The following is a 7,123-nucleotide window of genomic DNA, read 5'->3' as shown; positions in this document are numbered from 1 at the left end:
CCTGATAGAGGTCGCGGAGCATATCGAGATTCTCATCACTGGTTTCCCAATAACCGCGTCCATTCACTTCAAGGAGCGTCGAAACGATCTTGCGGAACGAGTTCGGATTGAGATCCATCAACCGCTTACACATCTCTTTATCCTTGATAAATGTGTCATTGGTTTCCTCATAGACCCAATTATCCACCGCTCCGGCTGTAGCACTCCAACCGCTGGTATTGACTAAGCGTTTCGAGAGTTCGCGCACGCCTTCGTAGCCGTGGGAGAGCATCCCCTCGTACCATTTGGGGTTGAGTAGTTTGGTGCGGGCGTCTAAGCGAACGGTTTCGGAGAGGCTGCGAACTTGAGCGTTGGCGGTAGTGGTGTCGGCGATGAAGGAAGAAGGCATTTTGCCGTCATCCCGCAGTTTGGCGACGATTTTGGTGGGGTCTGAGTCGTAGTAGTGGGATACATCGGTCAGACTGATTTCCGAGGAATCGAGGTTTTGGAAAGTGACTTCGGCGGTTTTGAGGGTGGTTTCAAAAATCTCGCGCGCGTTATCCATTACGCCAGGGTTATCGGAGTTGAAGGCGAAGGATTTGCGTCCGAGGTACATTTCCTGAAGTTCGGCTTCGTTGTCCCAGGTGCTATTTTCAATCGCCAGGTTGACGTTAGAAGAGTAGGAACCGGAGGCGTTGGAGAAGACGCGGGTGGCGGCTTGACGCAGGTTGATTCCCATTTCTTCGGCTTGGGCTAAGGCGTGTTTGCGGATGAAGTTCATTTCGAGGGGTTCGTCGGCTTCGGCGGCCATTTTTACGGCTTGGTCGAGCAGGTTCATCTGGTTGATGAAGAGGTCGCGGAAGACACCGGAACAGTTGATGACCACATCAACGCGGGGACGACCCAGTTCTTCGAGGGGGATGAGGATGAGTTTATTGACTCGTCCTAATGCATCGGGGACGGGTTTGACACCGACCATCCACATGATTTGAGCCAGGGATTCACCGTAGGTTTTGATGTTGTCTGTACCCCAGAGGACGCAAGCGATCGTTTCGGGATATAGTCCGTTATTTTCCCGCATTTGTCGATCGAGTAGTCGATCCACGACCACTTTAGCCGATTTAACTGCGGCTTCGGTGGGGATAGATTGAGGATCTAAGGCGTGCATGTTCTTACCTGTGGGTAAGACATCGGGGTTGCGGATGGGGTCGCCACCTGGCCCTGGGAGGATGTATTCGCCTGCGAGTCCTTGGAGGAGTGCGCCGAGTTCGTTGTCAGCACAGACTTGTTTGAGGCAGAATTCGAGGTAGTCGAAGAGAGGTTTGATTTCTTCGAGGTTTACCTGTTTATAGCCAGAGGCATGAAGGGATTCGACCCAAGGTTCTTTTTTACCCTTGTTGAAGATATTCAACTTAGCCAGGAAAGAAACTCGTCCTTCTTCGTTGACTTGGGATTTGACCATGGCAGATACAGCTTCGCGGACGGCGAGGGTAATATCTTGTAACAGTTGGACATCTTCGAGGATACCGCGATCGTTACTTTGATAGACTTGCTCTAAATTGCGTCCGATACTTTCAGCGATAATCCGGGGCAACCCTTTGAGTCCTTCTTCTTCTCGATCGAGTGATGCTATATTTACTAGCGTCGCGATCGCTTCTTCGGCTGTGGGTGGTTTACCAACGACGTGTAAGCCACAGGGAAGTAGCCGCGATTCGATTTCCATCAGGCGGCGATAGACGGCACCGACGATATTGTCGCGTTGTTCGATTGCCATCGTCCCCGCATCGACATCGGGTAAATCGACATCTTTATCTAGGTTGCAAATCCGCGCTTTATCCATAATCGTATTCACAATTTGGACGCCGCGACCGCTATCGCGTAAGGCTTGATAGGAGCCGACGAGTTCGCCTAATTCTTGCAAACCGCGATACAATCCGGCATTTTCGGCGGGGGGAGTTAGGTAAGAAATAGTTTCGGCGTAGGAACGGCGTTTGGCAATCGTTGCTTCGCTAGGGTTATTTGCTGCGTAGTAGTAAAGGTTGGGAATATTACCGATCAAACTATCGGGGAAGCAGTCGTTGGACATCCCCATTTGTTTCCCTGGCATGAATTCCAGCGAACCGTGGGTACCGAAGTGGAGAACGGCATCTGCTTCCCAGACTTTTTCGAGGTAAGTATAATAAGCCGCAAAACCGTGGTGAGGACTGGCGGAACGGGAGAATAACAACCGCATCGGGTCGCCTTCATAACCGAATGTTGGCTGTACGCCGATGAAGATATTTCCGAAATGTTTGCCGTAAATAACCAGGTTTTGACCGTCGCTATTCAGATTACCTGGTGGTGGCCCCCAGCTTTCGTGAAGTTTCTCGGAATAAGGTGTGAGTGCTTCATATTCTGGCACTGACATCCGATAAGCCACGTTCAATTCGGGGCTATTATATTGTGCTTGCGCGTCGTGAATTACCTCTTCGAGCAGTTCCTTGGGCGATGCGGGGATATTTTGGACATCGTAGCCGTTATCCCGCATGGATTTGAGGACTTCGTAAATCGAACCAAATACGTCTAAATATGCCGCAGTACCGACGTTCCCTTTATCGGGTGGGAAACTAAAGACGGTAATCGCGACCTTTTTAGTAATTTTTGGCTTGCGGCGGAGATTCGCCCACTTCATGGCACGTCCGGCAATCGCTTCGATCCGATCTTGCAGCGCGATCGCGCGTCCGGTCGAACCATCGCGACCTGATAGAATGATAGGCTCGATCGCGCCGTCTAATTCGGGGATGGCAATCTGTAAAGCTACCTGAATGGGGTGCAAACCTAAATCGCTCTCCTCCCACTCTTCCGTAGTTTGGAAGACCAGAGGTAACGCCACCATATACGGACGATTCAAACGTTTTAATACTTCAATTGCCTTGGGATGATCCTGTCGCGCTGGCCCGCCAACGAGGGCAAATCCAGTCAGGGAGACCACTGCATCGACGATCGCGTTGTTTTTGTCGATCGGGTCGAAGAAGAAGGCTTCTAGGGGCTTGGAGAAGTCCAGACCGCTGGCAAACATTGGGATTACCCGCGCGCCCATGGCTTCAAACTCTTGGAGCATCGCTACATAATGCGCCGCATCGCCCGTGACGATGTGGGTGCGTTGCAATACTAAGCCGATACAAGGAGCGAGCGGATCTTTATGATCTTCGGAGACATCGCGACGGCTGTTGTACCAATTTAGATATTCCTTGACATCCTCAAACATCTGTGGTGCCATCGGGTGCCAGATTCCCATATCGGGGAAAGTGACGGGATCTTGATATTTAATTGCGCCTGCGGAAGTTGCCGAATTGAGCGTATCATCTTCTTTTAAGACGTATCGATCGGCCAACATCAACAAGAAGTTTTCCAAATTCTCTGGCGTACCGCCCAACCAATACTGGAAACTCAACATAAAGTTGCGCGCATCTTGCGCCTTTTCCATCGGCAAGTACTTGAGAATATTGGGTAAAGTGTTCAATAACTTGAGCATTCCATCTTGGAAGCTACCCGCGCCAGCATTAGCTTTGCGCTTTTTCATGAATTCGCCGATCGCACTTTTAGACTGTCCTAATTGTGCTAACGAGAAGCTACCCATTTTGCTCAACCGCATCACAGCAGGCATCGAGGGAAAGACTACTGCGACATCTAAATTATCCCGATGGGGGGCAACGGCGGCGACAACTTTTTCGGCTAAATCTTCAATAAAAATTAGTGAAGCGATGAAGATATTTGCGGTTTGGATATCGCGCTCTAGTCCGGCATAATTTTCGGGATCGCGCAGTTCTTCTAGAAGATAGCCACTAATTTCGATCGCGACTTTGGGGTTGTGGTCGTTAATGGCTTTGACAGCAGCAGACAACGCGCTCTGATACTGTGGCTCTAACACGACATAGACCACCTTCAATAACTGTCTGCCCCGTACATCGTCGGGAGTTATATGTCTAATGGTGGACTTGACGTTAGTGAACATGCGGTATCGCTCCTACGGGATAAATTCTAGTGAAGTTTAAGGCAAGTGGCTTGGATTTGAAGTGTAGCGCGACCGAGCGGGATCTGGTTACAGCGATTTTTTACATATTGTAGCGTCGGCTGCGGATTGTCCACTCAGTGCTTACTCTCTAGTAGTTTTAGCAGAAAATCCATGATGGGTGGTACTTTCTGGCTTTGTCCGACACAATTTGCAAACAAAAACTTAACATTTATTCGCGTTCAAAACTAAAATCTTTGGTTTTGCCTCAATTTATCTACACAAATATTAATAGTTGGGCAGGAGGCGCATCTGCAAATTCAAGATAGCGGGTGATTGACATGAAGCTCAAAATAGCTGCACTCAGCACAAAGCACCAGAGAAACTCTAGAAATCGTTTCCGAAATCTATAAATTTCTCTGGTGCTCTAATTCGATCGGTTAAATCTACAATTTGTTAGTAGCTTTCAATCTTTTTCTCATCCGGAATGCCGTACCAGCACCGATAAGAGTTCCCACGATCGTGAAGGGTTCGGGAACGGCTGTTGTAGATGGAGGTGGTGGTGGCGCGTTAACTCCTGCTCGGGCAGTGATATTGATACCAGCAAAGAAGATATTATCATCGTTTGATGGATTGAGCGTATCGATCTTAATTTGGGTGTTGCCAGCAGCTAGCAATGAGTTAAGCGAGTAAAGCTCATCATCGAGCGCACTAATACTGTTGGGACTGGTTGGGTTACCAGTGCTGTCACCAAGACCGCCGATAGTAATCAATGCTCCATTTAATTCAGCACCATCATCAAAGCCGCCAGCAGCCGTAGTCAATCGCGCACCATTAATATCGACTCTAGAGGATTGACTGTTCGCGCCCCCTGCACTAAAACCAATACCTAGAGACAGCAAGGCTTCAAAATTTGGATCTGAGAGTTGAGTAGTCGTCAGTGGAGCGGCTAAATTTACAGAAGTGGTATCACCTGCGGGATTAGTGAAACCATCTAGAAAAGCAATCGTCCTTTCCAGCTCATTTGGGTTGCTATACACAATTGCTAAGGCTTCACCGTCAATACTGCTATTGGGACTTTCACTCAGGACGGAAAAAATGAAATCTGAAGCACTTCCAGTTCCAATCTTAGCCGCAACTTGACTTGTAACGTCTGCACGGAAAGCTGTTAGGCTAGCACCTGATGTAGTGCCAAGATTAGTCCATGCGGCACTACTGTAAGTAGTCCCATCAAAGTTAACAGTTGGGACGAATGAGTTGCTGTTAAAGTAAGTAGTACTGTAAAGAAAAGCTTTTTCAACTCTCGAACCTACAGGCACAAAAGCACTAATATTGCCTACTGGAGTGCCATTACTCCCTACACCATCAAGCGACCAATTTCCGTTGCCATTAAATTGATAGGAAGTTAGCAGTGCTGCACTCGCTTTAGGGGCTTCAATCGCGCCAAAACTTAGTACTGCACTCGATCCTAAAGCTAAACTTAAGATTCTTTTGAATTTCATTTGGATAAATTTTCGATCGCTAGAAGTTGACGCGTAAAACAGAAAATAGCTTAATGAGAAATTTAACTTAGATATGGATTTACGCATTCGAGCGACTAGTCAGCTAACAGAGTTTTATCCCTAGCGATAGTCTTTTGAGTGGTAAGCATTTGTCAACACTGTGATGCCTTTTAATTTGCATGAGGCACATGTGTATTATTTTGATGCACGACAATCTTACCAACTTCAATTAAATTTGGAGTCAGCACAATGGCTTATTATTGATGTGTATTAGCACACGTTGACGATCGAGAAAATCGATTTACTTAATATTGCACTCGATCGATATCCCTCAATTTTTCAGGTCTAAACACTAATTAAATTGAGCCGATAAATTCTTAAAAGACGGTAGATTCAGCACGCTCTATCTCCCAGGAAGATCGAGATATCCGCCCAGCCTAAAACTTATCTCTTTGTCATATTTAAATAAGCATAATGGCTTACTCGATCGCTATATTCATACGCTTTTATGCTTAGAAACCTGAATTTACGGCGATCTCAAATCGGTAAAAAGTAGAACGCCGCAGCTAAAATTAGATAAGTTGCCAGTAATAATATTCCTTCGAGCCAGTTCGATCGACCGTCCAGACTAATTAAATTAGCGACAACTACGGCGACTCCCACTGCGACAACTTCAAAGGGATTAAAATTCAATTCCATCGGTTGACCGATCGCGTAGCCGACTAATACTAAAAGTGGTGCCATTAATAAAGCGACTAATAAACTCGAACCCATCGCCACCGAGACAGATAGATCCATATTATTTTTAATCGCTACTCCTACCGCCGTTACATATTCTGCGGCACCGCCAACCAATGGTAAGAGAATTACGCCTGTAAATAAGGGCGTCAAACCCAAGCCTTTAGTCGCTGATTCCACAACGCCGACAAACATTTCTGATTCATAGGCAACGGCTAAAGTTGAAATTACCAGGATCGATAACCACAAGCGTAAATCTGGTTTGTGTCCGGTAGCTTCCACTTCTAGATCGACTAAGCTGACATCATATAAGTAGCTATGAGTTTTGAGCGAAAAAACTAAAGTCATCGCATAAACTACGATCAAAATAATTGCTACCGCGATCGAGAGTTCTTCGACGGCAAATGTCTCAGATTGGTTTGCTGAATAAAACGCCATCGTCGGCAGTAAAATAGCAATTACCGCCAGTGTCATTGACGAACCGCTCACTTGTGCCACGATCGGTTTAAATTCCTGTTCCTTAAACTTCAAACCACCCAAGAACATCGATAAACCCATTGCCAGTAGCAGATTACTAATAATCGTGCCCGTAATACTCGCTTTGACAATATCGATCAAGCCAGCCTTAAGCGCGACTAGCCCAATAATCAATTCTGTCGCATTCCCAAATACGGCGTTTAGCAGCCCGCCTACGGAGGGGCCAGTGACTATTGCTACTTCTTCTGTTGCTGTACTCAGCCAGATGGCCAGGGGCACGATTGCCAGTGCTGAGGTGATAAATACAGTTAGATCTCCCCAATGGAGAGATTCTGCCGCGATCGAAATCGGCACGAAGATGAGTAATCCGATGGAGATGATTTTTTTGATGGACATAGGGGTGGATGGGTGGATGTAGGGGTGAATGGGTGGATGG

General features: G+C 47.1%; 3 protein-coding genes. All 3 read right to left on the bottom strand.

From position 1 onward, the window contains the following. On the bottom strand, positions 1-3,973 hold a 3,973-nt coding region (locus C7B77_RS19875), incomplete at its 3' end, for a magnesium chelatase subunit H (protein WP_106308817.1). Positions 3,974-4,416: 443 nt separating this feature from the next. Continuing rightward, positions 4,417-5,472, bottom strand: a complete 1,056-nt coding sequence (locus C7B77_RS19870) for a PEP-CTERM sorting domain-containing protein (RefSeq protein WP_245894279.1) — start codon at positions 5,470-5,472, stop codon at positions 4,417-4,419. Between the two features lie 537 nt (positions 5,473-6,009). Next, complete coding sequence (cax, locus tag C7B77_RS19865) at positions 6,010-7,083, bottom strand: calcium/proton exchanger (protein ID WP_106308812.1); 1,074 nt, start codon at positions 7,081-7,083, stop codon at positions 6,010-6,012. Positions 7,084-7,123: the final 40 nt, after the last annotated feature.

This window comes from Chamaesiphon polymorphus CCALA 037, from assembly GCF_003003845.1.
Classification (GTDB): domain Bacteria; phylum Cyanobacteriota; class Cyanobacteriia; order Cyanobacteriales; family Chamaesiphonaceae; genus Chamaesiphon; species Chamaesiphon polymorphus.
The sequence above is the reverse complement of the archived record's forward strand: the minus strand, read 5'-3'. Positions and strand labels throughout refer to the sequence as shown.

Coding starts and splice junctions, on each gene's coding strand:
- C7B77_RS19870 (WP_245894279.1), bottom strand. CDS start 5,472: ATGAAATTCAAAAGAATCTTAAGTTTAGCTTTAGGATCGAGTGCAGTA.
- cax (WP_106308812.1), bottom strand. CDS start 7,083: ATGTCCATCAAAAAAATCATCTCCATCGGATTACTCATCTTCGTGCCG.